The 23,281-nt window shown below is 44.8% G+C and carries 15 protein-coding genes and 2 pseudogenes; 7 read left to right on the top strand and 10 right to left on the bottom strand.

Features of this window, described 5'->3' with window-relative positions:
- The first annotated feature begins 19 nt into the window (after positions 1-19).
- Positions 20-1,267: a folylpolyglutamate synthase/dihydrofolate synthase family protein gene (locus ACE1AQ_RS15340; RefSeq protein ID WP_008203064.1), complete on the top strand. Its 1,248-nt coding sequence runs from the start codon at positions 20-22 to the stop codon at positions 1,265-1,267.
- Here the strand turns inward: ACE1AQ_RS15340 and ACE1AQ_RS15335 are convergent.
- The 5 genes from ACE1AQ_RS15335 to ACE1AQ_RS15315 form a co-directional block, all read right to left on the bottom strand.
- Positions 1,241-2,830 carry a DUF3352 domain-containing protein gene (locus ACE1AQ_RS15335; protein ID WP_110544672.1) on the bottom strand — a complete coding sequence of 530 codons (1,590 nt, stop codon included), beginning with the start codon at positions 2,828-2,830 and terminating at the stop codon, positions 1,241-1,243. The two genes, ACE1AQ_RS15340 and ACE1AQ_RS15335, sit on opposite strands and share 27 nt — an antisense overlap.
- Before the next feature lie 175 nt (positions 2,831-3,005).
- Positions 3,006-4,154, bottom strand: a complete 1,149-nt coding sequence (locus ACE1AQ_RS15330) for a quinone-dependent dihydroorotate dehydrogenase (RefSeq protein ID WP_110544674.1) — start codon at positions 4,152-4,154, stop codon at positions 3,006-3,008.
- 97 nt (positions 4,155-4,251) lie between these two features.
- On the bottom strand, positions 4,252-5,127 hold the full coding sequence (locus tag ACE1AQ_RS15325) for a J domain-containing protein (protein ID WP_008203071.1): 876 nt from the start codon (positions 5,125-5,127) through the stop codon (positions 4,252-4,254).
- A 180-nt stretch (positions 5,128-5,307) separates the two neighbouring features.
- A complete protein-coding gene (dnaK, locus tag ACE1AQ_RS15320; RefSeq protein ID WP_110544676.1) occupies positions 5,308-7,470 on the bottom strand; it encodes a molecular chaperone DnaK in 2,163 nt (720 codons plus the stop codon).
- A gap of 522 nt (positions 7,471-7,992) precedes the next feature.
- On the bottom strand, positions 7,993-8,919 hold the full coding sequence (locus ACE1AQ_RS15315; protein WP_106909256.1) for an RluA family pseudouridine synthase: 927 nt from the start codon (positions 8,917-8,919) through the stop codon (positions 7,993-7,995).
- 684 nt (positions 8,920-9,603) lie between these two features.
- Between ACE1AQ_RS15315 and ACE1AQ_RS15310 the strand changes: the two genes are divergently transcribed.
- Together ACE1AQ_RS15310 and nblR are read left to right on the top strand one after the other, a co-directional pair.
- On the top strand, positions 9,604-10,113 hold the full coding sequence (locus tag ACE1AQ_RS15310) for a hypothetical protein (protein ID WP_106909257.1): 510 nt from the start codon (positions 9,604-9,606) through the stop codon (positions 10,111-10,113).
- Positions 10,114-10,153: 40 nt separating this feature from the next.
- Complete coding sequence (gene nblR, locus ACE1AQ_RS15305; protein ID WP_106909258.1) at positions 10,154-10,843, top strand: response regulator transcription factor NblR; 690 nt, start codon at positions 10,154-10,156, stop codon at positions 10,841-10,843.
- 160 nt (positions 10,844-11,003) lie between these two features.
- Here the strand turns inward: nblR and ACE1AQ_RS15300 are convergent, their stop codons facing one another.
- Positions 11,004-11,801, bottom strand: a complete 798-nt coding sequence (locus ACE1AQ_RS15300; RefSeq protein ID WP_008203081.1) for a glutathione S-transferase family protein — start codon at positions 11,799-11,801, stop codon at positions 11,004-11,006.
- A gap of 362 nt (positions 11,802-12,163) precedes the next feature.
- Between ACE1AQ_RS15300 and ACE1AQ_RS15295 the strand changes: the two genes are divergently transcribed.
- Together ACE1AQ_RS15295 and ACE1AQ_RS15290 are read left to right on the top strand one after the other, a co-directional pair.
- Complete coding sequence (locus tag ACE1AQ_RS15295) at positions 12,164-13,378, top strand: hypothetical protein (protein ID WP_008203084.1); 1,215 nt, start codon at positions 12,164-12,166, stop codon at positions 13,376-13,378.
- 33 nt (positions 13,379-13,411) lie between these two features.
- Complete coding sequence (locus ACE1AQ_RS15290; protein ID WP_008203086.1) at positions 13,412-14,404, top strand: pentapeptide repeat-containing protein; 993 nt, start codon at positions 13,412-13,414, stop codon at positions 14,402-14,404.
- A gap of 12 nt (positions 14,405-14,416) precedes the next feature.
- Here the strand turns inward: ACE1AQ_RS15290 and ACE1AQ_RS15285 are convergent.
- Together ACE1AQ_RS15285 and ACE1AQ_RS15280 are read right to left on the bottom strand one after the other, a co-directional pair.
- A pseudogene (locus ACE1AQ_RS15285) lies at positions 14,417-14,587 on the bottom strand (transposase); the annotation flags it as partial.
- A gap of 269 nt (positions 14,588-14,856) precedes the next feature.
- A pseudogene (locus ACE1AQ_RS15280) lies at positions 14,857-15,341 on the bottom strand (DUF29 domain-containing protein); the annotation flags it as partial.
- Positions 15,342-15,489: 148 nt separating this feature from the next.
- Between ACE1AQ_RS15280 and purL the strand changes: the two are divergent.
- The gene (gene purL / locus ACE1AQ_RS15275) at positions 15,490-17,760 is read left to right on the top strand and encodes a phosphoribosylformylglycinamidine synthase subunit PurL (RefSeq protein ID WP_110544678.1); all 2,271 of its coding nucleotides are present in this window, start codon (positions 15,490-15,492) and stop codon (positions 17,758-17,760) included.
- 290 nt (positions 17,761-18,050) lie between these two features.
- The gene (gene purF / locus ACE1AQ_RS15270) at positions 18,051-19,514 is read left to right on the top strand and encodes an amidophosphoribosyltransferase (RefSeq protein WP_110544680.1); all 1,464 of its coding nucleotides are present in this window, start codon (positions 18,051-18,053) and stop codon (positions 19,512-19,514) included.
- Positions 19,515-19,522: 8 nt separating this feature from the next.
- On the opposite strand, the gene ACE1AQ_RS15265 is transcribed toward purF, so the two are convergent.
- Both ACE1AQ_RS15265 and aroA read right to left on the bottom strand, forming a co-directional pair.
- The gene (locus ACE1AQ_RS15265; RefSeq protein WP_374808709.1) at positions 19,523-21,262 is read right to left on the bottom strand and encodes an ABC transporter ATP-binding protein; all 1,740 of its coding nucleotides are present in this window, start codon (positions 21,260-21,262) and stop codon (positions 19,523-19,525) included.
- Between the two features lie 195 nt (positions 21,263-21,457).
- Complete coding sequence (gene aroA / locus ACE1AQ_RS15260; protein WP_110544685.1) at positions 21,458-22,798, bottom strand: 3-phosphoshikimate 1-carboxyvinyltransferase; 1,341 nt, start codon at positions 22,796-22,798, stop codon at positions 21,458-21,460.
- Between the last annotated feature and the right edge of the window lie 483 nt (positions 22,799-23,281).

Raw genomic sequence — 23,281 nt, 5'->3', positions numbered from 1 at the left:
TATTTATAGTTTGCCAACCATGACTATCGATTCTTTACTGCAACCTTTTCAGCGTTTTGGTGTCAATCTCGGTTTAGAAAGAATAAAAAATCTGCTGGAGATTTTAGGCAATCCCCAAGATAAAATTCCGATTATTCATGTCACGGGAACTAATGGCAAAGGTTCAGTTTGTGCCTATCTATCCTCTATTCTCAGTACCGCCGGTTACAAAGTCGGACGTTATATTTCTCCCCATTTAATTGATTGGACAGAAAGAATCTCTATTAATGGCGAAAATATTGAAACCGCGACTTTAGAAAACCTGCTTAAATATATACAATCGCTTATCGATCCCCAGCAGGAAAGTCCTACTCAATTTGAGGTAATTACTGCCGCTGCTTGGCTGTATTTTGCTCAGGAAAAGGTGGATATTGCCGTGATGGAAGTGGGTTTAGGAGGAAGATTAGATGCGACTAATGTTTGCGCTCAACCTTTAGTTACTGTCATCACTTCTATCAGTCGGGAACATTGGCAAAATTTAGGGCCGACGGTTGCCGATATTGCCGGGGAGAAAGCGGGGATATTAAAAGCGAATTGTCCCGCAGTTATCGGACAATTACCGGAATCAGCGCAGGGAGTAGTTAGGGAGAGAATCAAGCTGTTAAATTGTCCAACGGTATGGGTAGAAGCTGCCGAAAAAATTGCCGATAATCGTGCTAAATATCAAGGTTTAGAATACCCTTTATCCTTAGCGGGAGATTTTCAATTAACTAATTCGGCTATAGCGATCGCTGTTGTTAATATTTTGCGTCAGCAAGGTTGGCAAATTAGCGATGAAGTCGTGCAGGAAGGAATGGCAAAAACTCGCTGGTTAGGACGTTTACAAACCGTTAATTGGTGTCAGCGAGAAATTTTAATAGATGGCGCTCATAATCCTGCTGCTGCGATTGGTTTAAGGCAGTATGTAGATAGTTTAAAGGCTCCAAAAATTATCTGGGTGATGGGAATTTTATCGACTAAAGATCATCGAGAAATATTCCAAGCTTTATTAAGAAAAGGCGATAGTTTATATTTAGTTCCTGTTCCTGATCATAGCAGTGCTAATCCTGAAACCTTAGCGGAATTAGCGGCTTCAATTTGTCCAGAATTATCTCACCTAGAGACTTGTTCTGATGTATTTTTAGGACTAAAAAAAGCCATCCAAGAATCTGCCGATAGTCAGATAATTCTCTGTGGATCGCTTTATTTAGTTGGTTACTTTTTAGGGAGTTTGTTTCAGGGAAAATAAAACATCAATTTTACTGGTGGTTTTATCAGGCATAGTGGCAGTAATTCCGATCCCACGTACCGATTCTAAAAAGGCCTTTGCTTCTGGGGTTAATTCCGTGGCAGGAAGATTATTAATTCCCCCTGCTTTAGCGATAATTTGCTCCACATCGATGAAGAAATAACCGAGATTATTTTTAGGCAAATTTGCGATCGATGCTTGGAAATTCTCACTTTTGCTAATCGGTTGATTCGGTTGCGGTTGATAGGGAATTCCGACGGTCATTTTTAGGGTATCATTATTAGCCCAAGCATAGGTTAAAAGTGCTTGTTCTTCCGCTTTCCATTCAGTCACATCTTGGCCAGAAATTTGACTGTTTTTTATGGTGATAAAGGGAACAGTTTTCACCAATTCATTTAACTTATCGAGGGTAATTTTTGCCGCTTTCTGATCGCCGGTTTGCCAGATCATCATTCCCCCAAAACCTAACCCTCCCACTGCTTGCTGGTTGGGGATAATTCCGAAGGCAAATTCTCGATCCATCCAGTTAAAAACTTCTTTATCCGCGTCAAGGGTTGCCATCTGAAAATTCTCACGGATCTGACGCAGATAAGCTTGTAATTCTGGGTTGGTTTGGGACTGTTTTTCTGCTTCTTCCCATCCCTGTTTAAGATTATTACCGCTCCAGAGTGCGATGGTATCTCCAGGGAAATAATTTAAAACTTTATTTTTGCTAGGGGAAGGTAGGTTAGAAATAGTTTCAGGGGCCAGTTTAGCCACCATTTGTAATTGTAATCCCGTATCGGTGACACCCACTCCCGCAACAATATCCTGAATTTTTGCTAATTCTTGCCGACTTTGGGGGGATAAATTGGCATCTGGTCCCAAGATTGCGGCATAATCATCAATATAAATTGTTGCTAGGGTATTGGGTAGGTTGAGGGATTGGGAAAGCAGTTTTCTCACTTCCGGTTTACTGCTAAAAGATGGCTGTCCTTGATAGGTATTGATCGCCGCTTCTAACACCTTTTTATCGTAGGATATCAACAAAAAATCGCCAGTAACAGCAGTATAAATAGTGGTGTTATCCTGCCAATCTATAGCAGTAATTTTAACACCTTTGTAGTCACTGGTGCTAGTTTTGCGATTAACTTCTTGTCCTAGTTTTTTCTGGAATTCCGACGCTTTAATTTTATCTTTGATGCCGATAACCGTTAATAATTCCGATTGTCCGGGGGTAGCTGCGGGAAGGAAAGCAAAGCTAATACTACCGATCCAAGGTTCGATATCCCGTTGATAATCAATCTTATCAGTGAAGATATTTTTTTGTAATTCTTCTAGTCCTTGACTAACCGCAGTTCGCGATTCTGGTGTACCATATTTAGCTAACACTGACCAAGCTTTTGCATCCGTGGAGACAAAACTACTAGCAAAGGCAGTTTCTGGGATAACTTTTGCCGATTGCAAGGGGGTGAATCTTTGCCAAGGTAGTTGTCCTCGTAGATAAAGATAGACACCTCCTGCGGTTACTGCTGTTAGTCCTAGGACGACTAAACAACCGGGTAAAAATGATTTTTTTGACATAGAATTGTGGTTTGGTTAAAAAGTTCCATACTTGGCGATCGATTTGTCTGCGGTTGTAGTCTCTAGAGTAGTCCTATTGTAGTTATCCTAATTATCTTATCTTATCCCCAAAGGTGACAGACAACATTTCAGCTAATTTTTCCGAAATTATTGCTAATTACCAGAGAAAATTGGCTCATTCTTGGTTAGCTTGCCAACCCACTGCTTGATTAATATTAGTCAACCCATTAGCCTCTAATTTTTCTGTTAATCCTTGTAAAATATTTGATACTAGCCAGGGTCCTCGGTATAACCAACCGGTATAAATCTGTAATAAACTCGCACCGGCGGTAATTTTTTCCCAAGCATCATCGAGGGAAAAAATGCCTCCCACTCCAATTATTGGTAAATTGCCTTGGGTTTGCTGATAGATAAAACGGATCACTTCTGTGGAACGTTCCCGCAAAGGTTGCCCACTAATTCCCCCGGCTTCTTCAGTGATTGGTTTACCAGTTTCAGGCAGAATTGTAGTTTTTAATCCCGTGCGTTTAGTGGTGGTATTAGTAGCGACAATTCCGGCTAATTGATAGGAGAAAGCTAACTCAATAATCGTTGTGATATCTTCCCATTCCAAATCGGGAGAAATTTTCACTAATAGTGGTTTTCTGCCTTGATTTTCTGTTTGTAAAATGTCGAGGATTTTATCGAGTTGTTCCCCACTTTGCAGGGAACGCAAACCGGGAGTATTGGGAGAACTAACATTAACGACAAAATAATCAGCATGGGGGAATAAATAGCGAAAACTGCCTAAATAGTCCTCTGGGGCCTTTTCTAGGGGCGTATTTTTCGATTTACAGAGGTTAATACCGATGGGAATCTGTCGGGGTTGTCGTTGCCAAGATTGCTGGAGAGTTGCCGCTAGAACCGGCGCACCGAGGTTATTTGCCCCCATACGGTTTAATCCCGCCAAATCTTTCGGTAAACGAAATAATCTCGGTTTTGGGTTGCCCGGTTGCCCTTCTAGGGTGACAGCACCCACCTCGGCAAAACCAAAGCCGAAATTATGCCAAAGTCCTGCCCCTAAACCGTCTTTATCGAATCCTGCCGCTAATCCGACGGGATTGGGGAAATTTAACCCCCAGAGGCTTTGAGATAGGCGAGAATCGCTAAAACTCAGGGATTCTGATAATTGTGAGATTAACCATTGTCCCCAAAATCCCCCCCGCGAGCGATCGATTTTTTGCAGAGTATTTAATAATTGTTTTTGTGTTCCCTCTAAATTGCCCCGAATAGCCTTGAAAGCTAGAGGATAAAAAGGTTTAATCGTATCAATTATATTTGTCATAATCAAGCGGGATTAAGGTGTAGGGTGGGTTAGGCAAGGACAAGTTATGTTTTTGACAAAAAATTTCAAATTTGCCGTAACCCACCTAGCATAATCTTTATAAACCTTGGCGAGGATTAAAAGTTTCGATCGCCCGTATTTTTTGATAAAGTTCTAATTCTTCGAGGCTAGGATTGGGAGGATTAACTAAGATAATTTCCACTAATTGATCGCCTCTTTCTCCTTGGGAAGTGGGATAACCTTTATTAGCCAAACGTAATCTTTGACCGCTTTTAACTCCCTTAGGAATCATCATTTTAACTAACCCGTCAATGGTAGGAATTTCTACAAAACCGCCCACAATTGCCTCGCTAGGAGTAATTGGTACTTGACAGACAATATCAGAACCTTGAATCCTAAAAAAAGGATGCCTAGCGATAGTTATTTTTAAATATAAATCGCCCCCTTCAATCCCCTGACCTTTGAGACGAATTTTCTGCCCATCGATCATAGCTGCTGGCATATCAACCTCTATTGATCTACCATCTTCCAGACGAATTCTTTGTCGGCCACCTTGATAGGCTTTCTCCAAAGGTAAAGTCAATTTTGCCTCCACATCTCGACGAGTTAAACGGGGAGAGGAGGCAATTTTAGCGCGCTTAGTATTAAGGTTATTAAAATCTCTAAACTTCCATAAATCCTGTTCTGTACGGGGTATTTTTCCATTCCCGTTACTATTGGCTTTTTCCCCCGGACGTATCCCGCGGCGCTTAATCCCCGTCAAGGAACGATTATACTCAACCCGTTTTTCTTCATCGGAGAGAACATCGTAAGCTTCATTAATATCTTTAAACTTTTCTTCGGCCGATTTATCCCCCGGATTGACATCGGGATGATATTGGCGCGCCAGTCGTCGAAAAGCCTTTTTTATCTCGTCACTGGTAGCCGTGCGAGATACTCCTAAAACATCATAATAATTAACTAATTGTGGCATATATTCAGTTATCAGTTATCAGTTATCAGTCATCAGTTATCAGTCATCAGTCATCAGTTATCAGTTATCAGATTTGAGTTCTAAGTGAGCAGTATGTATTAAGCGAGCAGTATTAAATAGTAGTTTCCCACTGTTTTTTTACTGATTACTGTTTACTGATTACTGTTCCCTGATCACTGATTAAAACCAATCATCATCGTCATCATCCCAGTTATTTTGGGTGGGGATATTGCGGGAACGATTGCCGCTGCTGCGGTTACTTTTACTATTGTTATAACTTTTTTCCTCCGAACGGGGGGGACTTTGCCAATCGCTATCGCGGCCATTGTAGTAATTGTCCTGATTGCGGGGGCGATAACTATCTTGATTAGCCGAATAATTGGGTCGATAATCACTTTGATAACCCGGTGTAGTGGGACGATAATCCTGACGATAACGATCGCGACGCGGTTCGGAGGGAAGATCATCTTCCTTATCTCCAGTAAAAGTCTTGCGAATAGCGCTAAAAAAGCCCTCGTCTTCCTCGTCGTATTGTAGCCGTACCTCGCGATTTAATTCATAGATAACATCCTGTAGGTCCGCCTGGGCGCGATCGAGGCGACGGTCATCATTTTTCTCCAAAGCGTCGATAATTTCCGTACTCAAAGACTCAATTTGACGACGATAGGAACGGGTGAACTCATTACCAAAATCGAGAGTAACATCTTTTAAGCGTCGTTGGGCTTGATCCACCAGAGAGCGGGCGCGATTGCGTTTATCGACCTTTTCGCGACGGGTACGATCTGCTTCGGCAAATCGGGCAGCATCGCCGATCATGCGGTTAATTTCCCCTTCGCTGAGGGTAGAAGCTCCTTGAATGGTGACACTTTGCTCCCGTCCGGTCATTTTATCCCTAGCGGTGACTTGTAGAATGCCGTTAGCATCGATATCGAGGGACACCTGCACTTGGGGAATACCCCGGGGTGCGGGGGGGATACCGGTTAATTTAAAACGTCCCAGGGATTTATTATCGCTGGCCATTTCCCTTTCCCCCTGCAAAACGTGAATTTCCACCACAGTTTGATTATTTTCGGAAGTGGAAAAAAGGTCAGATCTGCGGACGGGAATAGTGGTATTGCGGGGGATTAACTTTTTCATCACACCGCCGATGGTTTCTAAACCCAAGGATAAAGGGGTCACATCGAGGAGCAGCACGTCTTTGACCTCGCCGCCCAAAATTCCCGCTTGAATAGCCGCCCCGACCGCTACAACCTCATCAGGGTTAACATTTTGATTGGGTTCCCTATCGATAAAACTCCGCACCAAATCCTTCACCACCGGCATCCGCGTGCCGCCGCCCACCAGTACCACTTCGTCTAGTTGGACGGGGGACAAACCGGCATCAGAAAGGGCCCGTTTGAGAGGACGACGGAGACGACTGATTAAATCGCCACATAATTCCTCAAATTGGGCCCGACTCAGGCGAGTTTCGATGTGTTTGGGCCCGTCTTCCGTGGCGATGATAAAGGGTAGATTAATATCGGTGACACTGACCCCAGACAGTTCAATTTTGGCTTTTTCTGCCGCTTCTGTCAGTCTTTGTAGTGCTTGCCGGTCTTGGCGCAGCTCCACGCCTTCCTGTTCCAAAAATTGATTGGCTAACCAATCGACGATTCTTTTATCGAAATCATTACCGCCTAATTGGGTGTCGCCACTGGTGGCTTTCACCTCAAAAACGCCGTCACCCACTTCCAGGATAGAAACATCAAAAGTACCGCCCCCCAGGTCAAAAACGAGGATTTTCTTGCTTTCCTGTTCATCGAGACCGTAGGCTAGGGCAGCGGCGGTGGGTTCGTTGAGAATCCTCATCACTTCTAACCCCGCAATTCGGCCCGCATCCCGGGTGGCTTGACGTTGGGAGTCATTAAAATAGGCGGGGACAGTGATTACGGCCCCGGTGACTTCTTCCCCTAGATAACGGCTGGCTTCTTCGGCTAATCGGCGTAAAACTAGGGCGGAAATTTCTTCAGGGGCGAATTCTTTTTGCAGACGGGGGCATTTAATTTTGATATTGCCCATCTCATCCCGGCGGATGGTGTAGGGGACGCGCTTCGATTCGGGGTTTAATTCCGAGTAGCGACGACCTATGTAGCGTTTGACTCCATAGTAGGTGTTCTGGGGATTGAGTACCCCTTGTCGCCGGGCCATTTGACCGACCACTAACTCCCCATCTTTATTAAAACCGACCACAGAAGGGGTGGTTCTCATGCCCTCCGAGTTGGCGATGACCACCGGCTTTCCGCCTTCCATCACGGCGACGACGGAGTTAGTTGTCCCTAGATCAATGCCTACTACTCTACCCATGCTTGTTTTTGTCTCCCCCTAGATTTCGATAACTTCGGGACTTTTACCTTCGATCGATAGTTTAAATCGCTTAATGCTTGTTGACAATATTGTATCGAATTGTCTTAGGTTCTCGCTCTCGCTTCGGAGCGATTGAGGGTGTGATTACCGAAGTGGTCTTTTAGTGATCGCTTGTCATCCGGCTTGGGGGGGTTTAAATAGGGTCTGCGGCAAAAAGTTTTTCCTGGGTGCAGGGTGTGGGGTGTAGGGTGTAGGGTGTGGGGTGTGGGGTGTGGGGTGTGGGGTGTGGGGTTTTACCCATTTTCAGACGGTCAATTACCCAATTTTCAGGGAAAAAGTCCCTCAATTTTCGCCCCGATCACTCTCGACTGGCACTTTTTGAGATCAAAAAAGCCTAAAGATATTATCCCACAAGGTTTTTAGATTTGTTCAGCCAACCCTAAATATTGCTAGATTTGGAGATTTGCGCTATTAAACCTCTTGCAAAAGTCAAAAAGTAATCAATCCTGATGCTGAAAGCATCTATTCTTCTTTCTGTTGCCTGACTTCTGCAAGAAGTCTATTGACTAATTCTGGTGGCGGCTGACAGGAAATAGAGATTCTTTCCCCTGTACTGGGATGATTGAAAAGGATTTGATTGGCATGGAGATAATAACCACAATCTCCCGGCACTGCATCCGGTCGCGGTAATCCTCCCACGCCATACAAGGGATCACCGATTAAAGGATAGCCAAAAAAGGCCAGATGAATGCGAATTTGATGGGGTCTGCCCGTAAAAATTTCTACTTCTAATAGGGTACTATCGGGATGTTTTTTTAAGACTCGACCATCACTGCGGGCCGATAACCCATCTGTGAGCGCACCGTAAACGTAGCCTAAAATGGGATGGGCGATTTTCCCGATCGCTTGATTAATAGTAAAATTATCTGGTATGTCGCCCTGACCAACTAAAGCTCGATATATTTTGGTAATTTTCCCCTCCCGCATCTGTTGACTCAATTTAGCTCTGGCGGGCTTTGATTTCGCCATTAAGACTATGCCCGAAGTGCCGCGACCAAGACGATGAATCGGATAGGGAGTGACCTCGGCATAATGCTGATGTACCAAATGGATAAGAGTATGTTCGAGAAATCCACCCCCCGCTAACACGGGTAATCCCGAAGGTTTCGCCACCACTAACACCTCGGCATCCTCGTAGAGTACCTCAAAAAGGAGCGGTACATCCGGTTCTGTCCAGGGCGGGCGCTGATAGGTCAATTGCTGCCCGATTTCCAAGATTGTATCGGGGCAAGCGGGACGACCGTTGACGAGAATTGCTGCTGATAAAATGCGATCGAGCCATTCTTCTGGGCTAGAATGGGGATATTTGCCCGTATAGTAGGCTAATAGGCTTAATCCTGCCTGATTTCTGCTAATTTTATCTCGATAAATCCAACCTTGATTGGCCATTGGGGAATTATGAATTATGAATTATGAATTATGAATTGGGAAGAAGGGAGCAGGGAGCAGAGAGCAGGGAGCAGGGAGAAAAAAGCTGCTTCCTGCCTTCTCACCCAATGTTCGACAAAGATAAGTAAAAATTATTTATTGACTCCAAAGACTTGAGAATATTTAAATTAACATTCCGCAATATTTACAAATTCTTAAGAATTAATTGAGAAAGATTTTTATTTAACAACGATGTTATCATGGTTACAGCGATTTTACTGAATTTCATAATGGGTTATTTTGTGCTTTTTTGGGCAGCAATGGTTGAAACCCTTGCCACACCTAGAGGGTGATCCCAATTACGACAGGTAAATCGGTCAATTTCACCCACAACGATGATCTTTTTTTTGTGTAGTTTTATTGCAAAAAAAAAGTTTTTTTGACAAAAAGCACAAAGTATGCAGGAGTAGTTATGGCAGAGTGGGGAAGTGGGGAAGTGGGGTGTGGGGAAGTGGGGAAGTGGGGAAGTGAGGAAGTGGGGTGTGGGGTGTGGGGTGTGGGGTGTAGGGTGTAGGGTGTGGGGTGTGGGGAGACGGAGTAGGGGAGCAGGGAGAAAAAACTGATGACTGATGACTGATTACTGATTACTGATAACTGATAACTGATAACTGATAACTGACCCCTCATAGATTTTTACTTAACTTTATGTCTTTGGTAATTTGTACAGGTTTTCATGATTCTAGATTGACCGAGAATTTTTTAGGACATCTGGGGAGCCAATCGGTCAAATTAAGTCGCTATATTATTATTTCGCCTTTTGCTTGCTTAAATGAAGCTTTTTCACCGGGAGAAGACCTAACCTTAATTGGGTTTAGTGCGGGGGTGGTAAATGCGATCGCTTTAGCCCATTATTGGCAAGCTCAAGGGGCAAAAATTGCAGCTTTAATAGCTCTGGACGGGTGGGGAGTGCCATTAATCGGTAATTTTCCCATTTATCGCCTGAGTCACGATTATTTTACCCATTGGAGTTCCTGTTTACTGGGTAGCGGTGGAGAAAATTTTTATGCGGATCCGCCGGTGGATCATCTTAGCCTCTGGTCGTCCCCCGATCAAGTAACCGGTTGGTCTATCAATGGTAATTTTGTCCAACGCACCACAGCGTTAACTTTTTTATCAAATCGGTTGGGCAAGAATCAATTAAGTATAATTAGCTAGTCGCCTCCCTATCTTCTCTATTTCTTTACCCCTTCCGCTCATGAGTACATCCGTCCCGAGTTCTTCGATTCTCTTGGTGGGAATTGAGGAGAATATCGCTAAACTAGCCAGTGCGGACTTGAAAGAAGCAGGTTATCGCCCCCTGATCGTGCCTAGCATTGATAGCGCTTTCCCAGAAGTGGAAAGCTGGCAGCCAGCGATGATTATACTCGATCGCTTCCTAGCGGGGGAAGCGGGTGTAACTTTTTGTCGTCATCTCCGTTCCCAGGGGAGTCGAGTTTATATTATTTTGTTAGTATCTCAAGAAACCCTAGAAGAACGTCTCGCCTGTTTGGAAGCGGGAGCCGACGATTATTTTCTCAAACCCTATAATTCGCAATCTTTTGTCAAATTAATCCGTTTTTATCTGCAGCCTCTGGAAACTATCCCCGAACAATTGCGCTTCGGTGACTTAGTATTAGATTTAGCCAGTCGTCGTCTCTCCTATAAAAACAAAAATATTGAGTTGACGATGAAAGAATTTGAACTGCTGCGCTACCTAATGATTCACCCGAAGGAAGTATTATCAAGGGAGCAAATTCTCGAAAATGTCTGGGGAGACGAATTTCAAGGAGAATCAAACGTTATTGAGGTGTATATTCGCTATTTACGCCTGAAGATGGAGGCTGGTGGTCAAAAACGCCTCATTCATACCGTGCGTGGTGTGGGCTACGTTTTACGGGAATCTTAACAGTAATCAGTAATCAGTGATCAGTGATCAGTGATCAGTAGATTGCTTTTATTTAATCTCCCCACACCCCACACCCTACACCCCACACCCTACACCCCACACCCCACACCCTACACCCCAAACCCCACACCCCAGACCCCGCCACCCTAGTCAAGTTCTGCTATTCGATCTCGATGGAGTTGGGGGAATCTAGAGGAGGGGTGGAACCCCCCGGGGTGATAGTTTGACGGTATTGACGATAAAGACGATCGCGCCAAGCAAAAAAGCCCTCGTAGGCGCTATTATCGGCTAACCCTGGAATCCCCTTGCCTTGCAATTCCCTGGGTAAGTGGAGATAGGAACCCTGGGGAAACTGAAGCAGTACACTTAATCCCGCCACGGCCAAATCGGCTAAACTGGGCTGATCCCCGACTAAATAGGGACGATTGGTTAAAATGAGGTTCAAAGCCTCTAAATCCTGTTGTAGCCCCTTTTTTGCGGTATTGATAGCATCTTTTCCCAGACCTACACCCGTTCCCAAAATATCAATTAATTCCCCCGGCATAGAACCCAGCAACAAGCGCATCAAATCGGGAGTTTCCTGGGGTAAAAAAGCGGTACGAAAGTTTTTATTTTGGGCAAAAGCGCCGAGAAAAGCGGTTCTTCCCTTTAATCCGAGGGATTCATCGGCCCATTCTTCGATTAATAAACATTGACCCCGTTGTAGGGGGTCTGTGGGGATAATTGGTTTTTCGGGATACTTGCGATCGAGATAAAAAGCAATCTCCGTCGAGTCAGCGATATAGGTATCACCATCCTTGAGGACGGGGACCTGGCGCTGTCCGGAAAGACGGAATAATTCCAATTGTCCCACCCCTGGCACCACGTCCTTTTTTTTATAGGCAAGTCCCTTATAGTCGAGAATGAGACGGACTTTCTCACAATAGGCAGATAATTCAAATTGGTAGAGTTCTAGCATGGGATGATATGGCCTCTCGATAAATCAGTTTCTCCCCGATTACTCTAACCCTATCGGGCATCAATTGCCTAAACTTAAAGACTTTACTCCGATTTTATCCGAACACTTGTACTAAAAACGAGCCAGACGAAAAAATAATCTTTTGCTAATTTTAGGAATTAGGCTTGGTACTCTTAGAGAAGATAGACTAGATCCAGCAACCTGAACTAAATAGTGCCACGCTTTTAGGCTAGGATATTTTCAGGCACTAAAGGCTAAGAATAACTTATATATTCTGGCAAGCGGACTAGCGAGAGACCAATAGCATACCGCTATAGTAGAGGTGTGCGAGAGCTGGCTCCTTTCTCGGATCAGAGGTTACTATGCAATTATCCATCGACGTTTTTAATGACGTAGTTCACTATCTCGACAGCCACGAAGAAAAATTACGGATCAAAAAATTAATCTTTTGTATCTGTAAAAAATATTGGGAAAATGATCCTAATATTTTAAACCCTGTGGCTATGGAAGACTTGGTGAAGGAGTTAGTGCGGCTCCAAACCAGTAAAGAACAATTAACTTTTTCTGTTTATAAATTAGTTAAAACCCTCAATCGTCCTCAAGTTTATCGGAGCGTAGCCACGGTTATTATCGAGCAAATCAGTCAATTATATAGTAATATTGATGCCACCCATGACACTCAATTATTACCAGTAGAACTCGAAGTTAACCCTAGCTTTAGCACCGTTAATAATGATGTCAACAACCAGGAAGACAATTTATTAAGACAGGTGGTTAGTAGCCTAGAAAATCATCGAGAGAAGGCGAGAATTCAAAAACTAATGTTTGCCGCTTGTAAAAATCGTTGGGAAAACGATCAAGCGGTGATTAATAGTTATGGCTTAACCAATATTATTTTAGAACTGCAGCGAAACAATCCCAATTTCCTCAGCTTGGGACAAACTCTCAACCAAATTGCCGAAAATATTAATAAAAAAGCTCTCTACCTAGGACTAGCCGATATTATTCTTACCCAGCTAGAGCCTCTTTACGACACTAATAAGGATGAGGAAGAAGAGGAGGAGAATAATGAGTCAAAAAGTCAAATCTTGAACCCTCAGCTAGTTCATCTAAATAATGATTCTGATTCTGCGACTAAAACCGCATCTTTCTCCCCATCTAGAAGTGAACCTGTGGATTTTGCCGCTGGGGTCATCGATATAAATGAACCGCAATTAGCCATGGAATTGCATTTTGCCGAGCCAGCTTTCTTAAATAAAAACCCCAGGAATTTCCCACAAATTCCTGCCTACGACCCCTTTGAAATTCGTTTAGAAATTTTCCAGTATGCTAATCCTTTACGAGCCAAAATATTGATTTTCTCGCTCCTATTTCATCCTTGGGACCGGAGCGGTCAAGATTGGTCAATCCTGCGAAGTTATACCCTAGAAGATTTACTACAACAACTGATCCAAAGCAGCAAATCTCTCAAGGATATCGAAATTGAACTATACAATATTGCTCAAAACCAAATGGATAGGGATGCTTACGTTCAGACCGCCAGTATTCTGGTGCAAGCTTTACAAAAAATTCTTTAATTTTTTACCCAAATTTCTCTGGATATTCCACCTATGAAACCCACCGAATTAATTGCCCGTTATGCCGCAGGAGAAACTCAATTTAGTGGCTTAAGATTACCAGGAGTTAATTTAGTTGGTGCTGACTTAATTGGCATTGTTTTAAATGAAGCAGATCTACACGGAGCCAATCTTCTCTTTACCTATCTTAACCGGGCTAATCTCGCTCAAGCTAATCTGGTGGCAGCTAATTTAAGCGGTGCTAGTCTCAACCAAGCTGACTTAAATGGGGCAGATTTACGCAGTGCCAATTTACACGGAGCGCTGCTACAAGGGGCTAATCTTCGTGATAGCGATATAACCCTAGCGACTTTACTTGATGCTAACTTAATCGGTGCGGATTTACGGGGGGCTGATTTAAGTGGTGCTAACCTGACTGGTGCTTGTTTGCGGGGAACAAATATGCGTCAGGAAAAGAAGAATCATAACACTAATTTACAAGGTGCTAATTTCTACCGCACCGACCTGCAAGGGGCTAATATGAAAGGAGTTGATCTGGTGCGAGCTAATCTAGTAGGAGCCAATTTAAAGGAAGCTAATTTGTGCAATGTTGACCTCAGAAAAGCGGATTTAACTAATGCTAATCTCCAAGATGCTTTACTTGCTGATGCTAATTTAATCGGGGCTTGTTTAGTGGGGGCAAATCTAGCAGGAGTCAATTTAGTGCGCTCAAAAATGAGCGATACGGAGGCAATGGGTGCAAATTTCCATAGTGCAATTATGACTCAAATAAAACTCGATCGAGCTAATCTTAGTCAAGCTAATTTTCAAGGGGCAAGAATGAATCATGCTGACTTAAGAAGGGCTAATCTTTCAGGAGTTAATTTCAGCGAAGCGGATTTAGTTGATGCTTTCTTTGCCAGAGCCAATCTCACCGGTGCCGATTTAAGTAATGCGAATCTAACTCGTGCCGAGTTAATGAGTGCTAATCTAATGGGAGTTAACCTCCGTGGTGCAACTATGCCCGATGGCCGGATTAATAAGTAGGGGTTGCTGAATATTAGACTGGACTAACGCCAAAGCGTCTTTAATTGCTTTGTCTTTACGTTGTCTTGATACTTTAAGGTGAAGCTTGGCAACCTTTGTCCGTTGCTTGTGATAGTTATTAGACTGTTTTTTCCCTTTACGAAACTTTTTGGATAACCGTCGTTGTGCTTTTTTTAGTCGTTTAACGAACACAAGAGTTAGGCACAAACTGAGAAGTTCTGATAGCTTCATCTAGTCTTTGGTATTGTTCTGGTGTCCCGTTTTTTAACTTCGCTTCTACGACTAGCATTGATTAATCCTCGACCCTGGATAAATTAAGTATAATACAGTTTACCTACAAATGATAGAATTAAAATCGTGCTTCGCAGTCAATATCCTGGTCGGCTTTCATCCCCCGCAAAGGTTGATGTCTTGTCGAAAAATTTAGCGGGGGCATTCATCCGACATTTAAGGTAATGATCGATATCAACCTGGAACCACTCCCCATCTAATACCTGTTCGAGGGAGAAATGAGGCTCTACAGGAAGGAATTGCGTCGCCAGTGACAGCTTTCGCTTGTATTAAAGTTTTCCGAGCGTTCGAGTAGGCTTTTTGAAAATAATCCCGCGCATGGTTGCTGAGAGTAGTGGTTTCTAGCCACTCTCCTAGTTGAGTTCGGAAACTGGCGATTTCTCCTACCCAGTGACAGACGTTTCCTTCTCGCTCCTGTTCCGATTTGTGATAGGCTAACTTAAGAAAGTGTTCGATAAGCTGGGTTAATAAACTCTCTACGGCCCGTCTGTCACTTTTCCCCCATGCACTCCACTTCTTCGATCAGATTTTCCCAGTCCACCTCATCAAACTTTTTTAGCTTTAAAAGTTGGGCGGTTTTTGAAGCCCAGAGAACAAAATCCTGATCGTATAAGGCTTTCATTGATAAAGCTGTTTCTACTGCCATAGTTTCGTTCCAACTGATCATAAAACTATGTCTTTAGCTTAACTTTACTAGCGCAAACCCTTGTAACTTTTTTGTCCTTTACTAGGCATTGTAACTCGATCTCATCAGACGTTATACAATAAATCTTGTCCCTCGATCGCATTTTCCCATGACTACCCCCTTCACTGCCGCAGAAATTGCCTCAGAAGGCATCAAACCCGAAGAATACGAAGAAATAGTCAAGAGACTGGGAAGACACCCCAACAAAGCCGAATTAGGAATGTTTGGCGTGATGTGGTCGGAACACTGCTGTTATAAAAACTCCCGGCCGCTGCTCAAACAATTCCCCACCACCGGCGAAAAAATTCTCGTTGGACCGGGAGAAAATGCCGGAGTAGTGGATTTAGGCGATGGATTGCGATTAGCCTTTAAAATCGAGTCCCATAATCACCCTTCGGCCGTGGAACCCGTACAAGGTGCCGCTACCGGAGTCGGAGGCATCCTGCGGGATATTTTTACCATGGGGGCCCGTCCCATTGCTATCCTCAACTCCCTCCGTTTTGGTAACTTGCAAGATGCCCGCAATCGGCGCATTTTTGCCGGAGTCGTGGAAGGAATAAGTCATTATGGCAATAGTGTGGGCGTTCCCACGGTGGGCGGTGAGATATACTTTGATAATGCCTACAATGGCAATCCCCTCGTTAATGCCATGGCTTTAGGGCTAATGGAAACCCAGGAAATCGTTAAATCTGGGGCAAAAGGCCTAGGAAACCCGGTTTTATACGTTGGTTCTACCACCGGCCGCGACGGTATGGGAGGGGCGAGTTTTGCCAGTGCCGAATTAACCGATAAATCTATGGATGACCGGCCCGCGGTGCAAGTGGGCGACCCTTTTCTGGAAAAATCCCTGATAGAAGCTTGTTTAGAGGCATTTAAGACCGGCGCGGTGGTGGCGGCCCAGGATATGGGGGCCGCTGGGATCACCTGTTCTACCTCCGAGATGGCGGCCAAGGGAGGGGTGGGAATTGAATTAGACCTGGATAAAATCCCCGTCCGGGAAACCGGGATGGTTCCCTACGAATATCTGCTATCGGAATCCCAAGAAAGAATGCTATTTGTGGCGGAATCGGGACGAGAAGGCGAATTAATCGAGATTTTCCATCGTTGGGGACTTCAGGCTGTGGTCGCTGGCCAGGTAATTGCAGAACCGATCGTCCGTATATTATTTAAAGGGGAAATTGCCGCCGAAATTCCTGCCACGGCCCTGGCCGATAATACTCCGATTTATCATCGGGAATTACTAACAGAACCGCCAGAATACGCCCAAAAAGCTCAATTATGGGAAGATGCTACTATTCCTATTCCCGAATCCTATAACCAGATTTTATTAAAACTGCTTGATAGTCCCTCGATTGCCTCAAAACGCTGGGTTTATCGTCAATATGACCATCAAGTCCAGAATAACACCGTTATTCTCCCCGGGGGGGCCGATGCGGCCGTGATTCGCGTGCGTCCTCTGGGTGCTAATCCCGCCAATTCTCGGCGAGGTGTAGCGGCGACTACAGATTGTAATCCGCGATATGTTTATCTTGATCCCTATAACGGAGCTAAGTTGGCCGTGGCGGAAGCGGCCAGAAACCTTAGCTGTGTTGGGGCTGACCCCATTGCTGTCACGGATAATCTCAATTTCGGAAGTCCAGAGAATTCAATCGGTTATTGGCAATTAGCCACTGCTTGTCAGGGTATTGCCGAAGCTTGTCGGGAAATGAATACACCAGTAACTGGGGGTAATGTCTCTTTGTACAACGAAACCGTTGATGCAGCTGGCAGCCCCCAGTCTATTTATCCGACTCCCGTGATTGGTATGGTGGGATTAGTGCCGGATATAGGGCAAATTTGCGGCCAAGGTTGGCAAAAAGCGGGGGATTTAATCTATATTTTGGGTTTTTCCTTGCCAACTATCGGCGCATCGGAGTATTTAGCCGTTATTCACGGTTTGGTGACGGGAAAACCGCCGGTAATTGATTTTGAGTTAGAAAGAAAGGTACAAGCGGCCTGTCGTCGGGGAATTCGCGCCGGTTGGGTGAAATCTGCCCACGATTGCGCGGAGGGGGGTTTAGCCACTGCTCTGGCAGAATGCTGTATTAGTGGCCAATTAGGGGCGGAAATTGACCTTTCTTGGCAGCATCAGGGCCGTTTTGATGCGGTGTTATTCGGAGAGTTAGCTAGTTGCATTATCGTCTCCGTTTCCCCCGAAAATCAGCAAGATTGGGAAGAATACCTAAAGACACAATTAGGAGACTATTGGCAAATAACTGGCAAAGTTAGCGAAAAAAGCGATAATCTTTTAATTCTTGACCGGGATAAACAACCGGCGATCGATGTTAGTCTAGAAACTATACAGCAAGTTTGGTCAAAAGCGATCGAAAGAAGACTTTAGGGAAGTAAACAGGAGTCGGTCGTCGGGAGTGAGGAAATGGGGAAATGGGGAAATGGGGAAATGGGGAAATGGGGAATTTCAGCTAAAACCCTAAAACCCCAAAACCCTAAAACCCCAAAACCCCAAAACCCCAAAACCCTAACACCCTAAAACCCCAAAACCCAACACCTGATAACTGTTCCCCATCCCCCAAATCCCCATCCCTCAAATCCCCATAAATAAGGTGTTAAAAAGAGATTAAGATAAGTTAAGATTTTGTCTCAAAAGTAGCCCCAAGCCCCAACCTTCCCATGTCTAGCCATCCCGACTCATCCCTATTCTTGAACCGCGTCGATAAGCCTGAAGAAGCCTGTGGAGTTTTTGGACTCTATGCCCCCGAGGAAGAAGTAGCAAAACTGACCTATTTTGGACTCTATGCTCTGCAACACCGAGGACAGGAATCGGCAGGTATTGCCACCTACGACGGGGAAACGGTGCATTGTTACAAGGAAATGGGCTTAGTTTCCCAAGTTTTTAGCGAAACTGTCCTTAAAACCTTGCCCGGTACTCACGCCGTCGGTCATACTCGTTACTCTACCACCGGTTCTAGCCGTCGGGCCAATGCCCAACCTGCTGTGATCGAAACCCGTTTGGGTAAACTTTCCCTAGCACATAACGGCAATTTAGTCAATACTTTTGAGTTAAGAAATGTATTAGAAAAGCGCGGTTGTGATCTCGTCACCACCACCGACTCGGAAATGATCGCCGTCGCTATCGGGCAGGAAGTGGATAGTGGCAAGGATTGGATAGAAGCGGCGATCGATGCCTTTAGCTATTGTAGCGGGGCCTACAGCCTTGTTATCGGCACACCGACGGGAATTATCGGGGCGCGAGATCCCAATGGTGTCAGACCGTTAGTAATTGGGGTTTTGCAAGAAGAAGGCAATCCCCCCCGTTATGTTTTGGCTTCGGAAACCTGCGGATTAGATATTATCGGGGCCGATTATCTGCGGGATGTGCAGCCGGGGGAATTAGTTTGGATTAGTGAAGATGGCTTATCTTCGGTGGATTGGGCCATGAAACCGGAGAAAAAATTATGCGTTTTCGAGATGATTTATTTTGCTCGTCCCGATAGCATTGTTCACGAGGAATCTTTATATACTTATCGGGTACGTTTGGGGGAACAATTAGCCAAAGAGTCGCCGATAGAAGCAGATATGGTGATGGGAGTTCCCGATTCGGGTATTCCGGCTGCGATCGGATTTTCGCGCATTTCTGATATTCCCTACGCGGAAGGATTGATTAAAAATCGTTATGTGGGACGGACTTTTATTCAACCAACTCAACACATGAGAGAGTCGGGGATTAAGATGAAATTGAATCCTTTAAAGGATGTTTTACAGGGAAAAAGAGTTATTATTGTTGATGATTCGATCGTGCGGGGAACCACTAGCCGGAAATTAGTTAAAGCTTTACGCGATGCCGGAGCAAGAGAAGTTCACATGAGAATATCTTCACCTCCGGTGACTCATCCCTGTTTTTATGGCATTGATACGGACAATCAAGAGCAGTTAATTGCGGCAACTAAATCGGTGGCGCAAATTCAGGCACAAATCGGGGTGGATAGTTTAGCTTATCTCAGTCACGATGGGATGTTAACAGCAACGAAAGAAGATCCGAAAACCTTCTGTACTGCCTGTTTTAATGGCGATTATCCGATTCCTGTACCTGATAATGTTAAGCGATCGAAGTTGATTTTAGAAACAGTTAAATAGCCTCAAGGCTAAATCCTCTGAAAACAATCGGCAATTTCCTGGGGAGTTAAAAGAGAATTAGGATAACCGGAAAGTTGTCCTAATTTTTGTGCCAATAAAACTGCTTGGGGTGGAGTTAGATAGGTTTTGGCTAAGAGATCGGTTTGATGATAAGCTTGCCGGATTGGGGCATCTAAAAGGATAGTTCCTTGGCCCATGATAATTACTCTTTCGGCGTATTCTGGCATTAAATAGAGGTGATGGGTGATCACAATCACCGTTTTGCCCATCTGGTGTAATTGACGACTGACCTCTAAAATTGCCTTAGCCCCTTGGTAATCTTGGCCGGTGGTGGGTTCATCGAAAACAACTATACGCGGTTCCATGGCTAAAATTGCCGCAATCACTACCCGCGCTCGATCGCCTTTCGGCAAGGAGAGAGGATGATAGGAGCGATATTCTAGCAATCCCATGGCTTCTAGACTTGCTTCCGTGCGTTGGATAATGATTTCTGGAGAATAACCGAGATTAGTCATGGCAAATGATACTTCTTTCTCCACAGTGGTGTTAAAAATCTGATTATCGGGATTTTGGGCTACATAACCGATCGAGCGAGCTAAATCACTGACAGAAAAGCTACCGGTCGAACGTCCGTCAATCATAACTTGACCAGTGGTTGCCGAGAGAAGATTGAGAAAATGCTTGACTAAAGTGCTTTTTCCTGCGCCATTTTGACCGATAATCAGCAGATATTCCCCTTCGGCAATATCGAGGGACACATCCCGCAAAGCGGTAGTACCATCGGGGTAGGTATGGCAGAGATTTTTTACCCTCAGTATGGGGTTTAAGGGGTCAGAAACCGACGATAAGGGAGGGTTTGGTGTTATTTGATGATAAAAGGATTTAAGCTCATTTAAACGGGCAAAACCGCGGTCTAGGGTGACAGGAATGGAATCGATCTCGCGTAGCGAGCGCGTTGCGACCGCCCCTATTTTTTGATTGATCAAGGCAAAAGTAGTGGCCACTTGCGGAGGACGCAGGGCATTTTCCTGTAAACGTTGTACTTGGGAGTAGATATCTGCCGGGGTTCCCATGGCTTCGATCGCACCTTCCCTTAATAGTACAAGGCGATCGGCATATTCGGCCATTTCCTCGGCTGCGTGGGAGACCATCACAATAGTGACACCGAGATGGCGATTTAACTCCTTAATGGTGGCGAAAACTTCCTGGGATCCCACCGGATCCAGTTGGGAGGTGGGTTCATCGAGAATTAACAAAGCGGGCTGAACTGCAAGGGCAGCGGCGATCGCTAATCGTTGTTTTTGTCCTCCCGATAGTTCCCCCGGCGATTTTTTTTCCATTCCCTCTAACCGGACTGCCGCTAAAACTTTGGGAATACGCGCTTTAATTTCCTCTCGCGGTAGCCGTAAATTTTCTAAGGTAAAAGCGATTTCATTTTCTATCGAAGTGGCTAAAAGTTGCGTTTCGGGATCTTCAAATACTGCCCCCACATAGCGGGCCAAGGTGCTAACGGGATGGGTTAAAGTATCTAAACCGGCTACTGTTGCATAACCCAAAAAACGCCCTCCGTAGAATTGGGGGACAATACCGTTAAGAGTTAAACAGAGAGTAGTTTTTCCCGCACCTGTGGGCCCGATAATACCTAAAAATTCTCCTCGATGAATTGCTAAAGAGATATTTTTAAGCACTAGATTGGAGGATTCGGGATAAATATAGGAAACTTTCTCTAATTGGGCGATGATTTCCATTATCGGTGGGGAATAGAAGACGGGAGTGGGGTAGATGGGGAGATATTTTTCAGGGAAATGCGAGTTAGGGACGCTTCTATTTTCCGCTATTTCGATCGATGAACTCGATTATCACACAGGTGGCCTACTACTCTGTGATTTATCCCGCAATTTTACCAGTGACTCCTCGCCCACTCGCAGAAAAACTTAATATTTCTACTCTTGACAAATTTGCTTTAAGGTGCTAAAAAAATCGGGGTAGGAAATGCCGGCCGCTTCAGCGCGATGGATAGTGGTGGGTTGACGGGAATTGAGGGCAGCGATCGCTAGACTCATAGCAATGCGATGATCGGTAAAACTGTCCACTTCCGCGCCTAATAGGCCTGTACCGCCGGTAATCTCTAAACCATCGGGTAATTCCCTTACTTTTGCCCCTAGGCGATCGAGTTGGGTGGCCATCACCGTCAGGCGATCGCTTTCCTTCACCCGTAATTCCTCAGCATCCTTGATAATTGTCGTTCCTTGGGCAAAAACCGCCGCTACTGCCAAAATCGGAATTTCATCGATCAGACGGGGTATAATCTCACCGGCGATCGTGGTTGCCTGTAGTTGACTGGATTTCACTCGCAGATCCGCCACCGGTTCCCCCGTCACCACCCGTTGATTTTCGAGGGTGATATCTGCTCCCATTGCCTGTAAAACCTGTAAAACTCCAGTTCTAGTCGGGTTTATTCCCACATTTTCGATTAATAACTCAGAATTAGGCACGATGGCCCCCGCTACCAACCAAAAAGCTGCCGAACTGATATCCCCGGGTACAATCACCGTTTGTCCGGTTAAAGTGGGATAACCCGTCACCGTGACGCTATTAGTCTCCCCATCCACCTCAATATTTGCCCCAAAAGCGCGCAGCATCCGTTCACTGTGATCGCGAGATAAAGCGGGTTCCGTGATCGTGGTTTTCCCCTCGGTTAACAGTCCAGCGAGGAGAAGACAGGATTTCACCTGTGCAGAAGCGACGGGAGAATAGTAGTGGATCGGTTGCAGAGATTCCCCAGAAACGGCTAAAGGAGCCAAAGAATGGGCTTTTCTGCCCCAAATTTGCGCCCCCATTTCCTTGAGGGGTTTCACCACCCTGGACATGGGACGCGATCGCAGGGAAGCATCACCGGTGACGACAAAAAAACGGTCCCGATGACCAGCCAATAATCCTAACATTAAGCGGATCGTCGTGCCGGAATTGCCCGCGTCGAGGATTGCTAAGGGTTCCTCAAGATTGCCTAAACCCCTACCTTTGACGATTACTTTCTCGCTGTTGAGTTGGGAAATTTCCACACCCATGGCACGAAAACAACTAGCGGTACTGCGGGGATCTTCGCCCAATAATAACCCATGAATAACGGTTTCCCCTTCGGCGATCGCTCCTAACATCAGGGAACGATGGGATATAGATTTATCGCCAGGGATGGTGATTTTTCCCCGTAATCCCGTGATTTTACCCGGATCGATGACTAAATCTTGATGGGATTGAAGGGGGTTAAGGGTGACAATAGACATGATCGTTAGGCAGATGAAGACAAGCTCGATCTATTTTCCCTCTTTACCTCGCCCTTTCCTTGTCAAGTTATGTAAAGAATATTAAGCTAGAGTGACAGTTGATTTTCCCAGTGTGACAGGAACAAGTGAATGGAACGAACCACAGAGACACAAAGGACACAGAGATCGATCGCTCCCGTATTAGGTTAAACTTATCACACAAATAATAAGAGAGCCGCCGATTTTCCCCTAACCCTAGGATTTTTTACTAAAATGACTGCTATGATCATTTCAGATAAGTCTGATACAATCTATAGCGTTTCTGATTCACAAGAGGTACATTCCCGATCCTGAACAGCTTAATCAGCTAACTGATAACTGATAACTGATAACTGATAACTGATAACTGATAACTGATAACTGATAACTGATAACTGATAACTGATAACTGATAACTGATAACTGATAACTGATAACTGATAACTGATAACTGATAACTGATAA

Origin of the sequence: Microcystis sp. BLCC-F209 (genome assembly GCF_041928595.1) — a bacterium.
Taxonomy (GTDB): Bacteria; Cyanobacteriota; Cyanobacteriia; order Cyanobacteriales; family Microcystaceae; genus Microcystis.
Note: the sequence above shows the minus strand (reverse complement) of the source record. Positions and strands in the feature narration are given on the sequence as shown.